Consider the following 1,776-nt stretch of genomic DNA (forward strand, 5'->3'; position numbering starts at 1 on the left):
CGCTGCGCCCGGCCCCCCCGCAGGCCGGCGCCGCGCTGCTCGAAGGGCTCGCGTACTTCGGGCTCGGCTATTCGTGGGGCGGCTATGAAAGCCTCGCGATGCCGTTCGACTGCACGGCGTACCGCACCGCATCGCACTGGGACCCGGGCGGCCCGTGCGTGCGCTTTCACATCGGCCTCGAGAACGCCGACGACCTGATCGGCGATCTCGAGGCCGGCTTCGCCCGCTTCAACGACGCGCGCTGACCGGCCAGCCACACACAGCCCGCACGCATAGCGCAGCCTTCCAATCACGAGGAACCCGTATGACGAAGCAACTCTGCCTGGGTGGATTCATGCGACCCATCTGCCTGCACACGGCATGGTGGCGGCATCCGAGCGCGCCGACGCTCGCGAACTTCAACTGGCCGGTGATCCGGTCGCTCGCGCAGAAGCTCGAGCATGCGTGCTTCGACGCGGTTTTCACCGCCGACCACCTCGCGGTGATGCCGATGCCGCCGAACGCGCTCAAGCGCAGCGGCACGATCACGTCGTACGACCCGCTCGTGATGCTGTCGGCGATCGCCGCGTGCACGGACCGCATCGGCCTGATCGCGACCGGCACGACGAGCTACGAGGATCCGTACCTGCTCGCGCGCCGCTTCGCGTCGCTCGATCATCTGAGCGGCGGGCGCGCGGGCTGGAACATCGTCACGACGGTCAACCCGGAGGCCGCGCTCAATTTCGGGCTCGAGACCGCGTTGCGTCACGCGGAGCGCTATGAGCGTGCGGAGGAGTTCTTCGACGTCGTGACGGGGCTGTGGGACGGGTGGTCCGATCACGCGCTCGTGATGAACAAGGAGACGGGCGTGTTCTCCGATCCCGACAAGATCCGGCCGCTCAACCACAAGGGCAAGTTCTTCTCGGTGAAGGGGCCGCTGAACATCGCGCGGCCGGTGCAGGGCTGGCCGGTGATCGCGCTGGCCGGCGCGTCGGAAGAGGCGCGCGACATGGCCGCGCGTTCGGCCGATCTCGTGTTCGGCAACGCGCGCAGCATCGAGACGGGCCGCGCGTTCTATCGCGACGTGAAGTCGCGGGCCGTCGCAGCCGGGCGCAATCCCGACCACGTGAAGATCCTGCCGGCCAACCAGGTGTACGTCGGCCGCACGCGCGCCGAGGCGCTGGCGAAGAAGCGCTACATGGACGATCTCGTGCACGTCGACAGCAACATCCCGAACCTGTCGATCCGGCTCGGCGTGGACTGCTCGAAGTTCGATCCCGACAAGCCGCTGCCGGAGCTGCCGCATACCGAACAGGGGCAGGGCAACCAGCGCGAATGGGCGGCGCTCGCGCGGCGCGAGGGGCTGACGGTGCGCGAGCTCGCGAAGCGCGCGGCCGAATCGGGCACCGGCGAGATGGTCGGCACCGCATCCGAGATCGCCGACCAGATGGAGGAGTGGCTGATGACGGAGGCCTGCGACGGCTTCATCGTCGTGTTCTACACGGTGCCCGACGGCTACGACGACTTCGTGACGATGGTGGTGCCGGAACTGCAGCGGCGCGGGCTGTTTCGCACGCGCTACGAAGGCACGACGCTGCGCGAGCACATCGGCCTGCCGCGGCCGAAGAGCCCGCTCGACTGAGCGGCGCGTCGCCAGATTTCGTTCCGGGAGACCGCGATGACCCATGACTCACCCAGACAGACGTGGATGACGACGCCGTACCGCCGCCGGCTCGGCGTGCTGAGCGACGCCGCGCACCTGCCGCTGCTCGGCCACGGGCTGTGCGGCGTCGAGCG

Annotated in this window: 2 protein-coding genes; both read left to right on the forward strand. The window is 68.9% G+C overall.

What is annotated here, in order from left to right:
- On the forward strand, positions 1 to 245 hold a 245-nt coding region (locus tag G3N93_RS39045; protein WP_206135430.1), incomplete at its 5' end, for a PLP-dependent transferase.
- Positions 246 to 304: 59 nt separating this feature from the next.
- Positions 305 to 1,621: an LLM class flavin-dependent oxidoreductase gene (locus G3N93_RS39050; RefSeq protein ID WP_174929771.1), complete on the forward strand. Its 1,317-nt coding sequence runs from the start codon at positions 305 to 307 to the stop codon at positions 1,619 to 1,621.
- Positions 1,622 to 1,776 lie beyond the last annotated feature (155 nt).

The sequence above is a fragment of the Burkholderia sp. Se-20378 genome (genome assembly GCF_017104665.1).
GTDB classification, from domain to species: Bacteria; Pseudomonadota; Gammaproteobacteria; order Burkholderiales; family Burkholderiaceae; genus Burkholderia; species Burkholderia lata.

Bases quoted from the DNA above. Each gene is read 5' to 3' on its own strand.
- G3N93_RS39050 (WP_174929771.1), top strand. From the start codon at position 305: ATGACGAAGCAACTCTGCCTGGGTGGATTCATGCGACCCATCTGCCTG.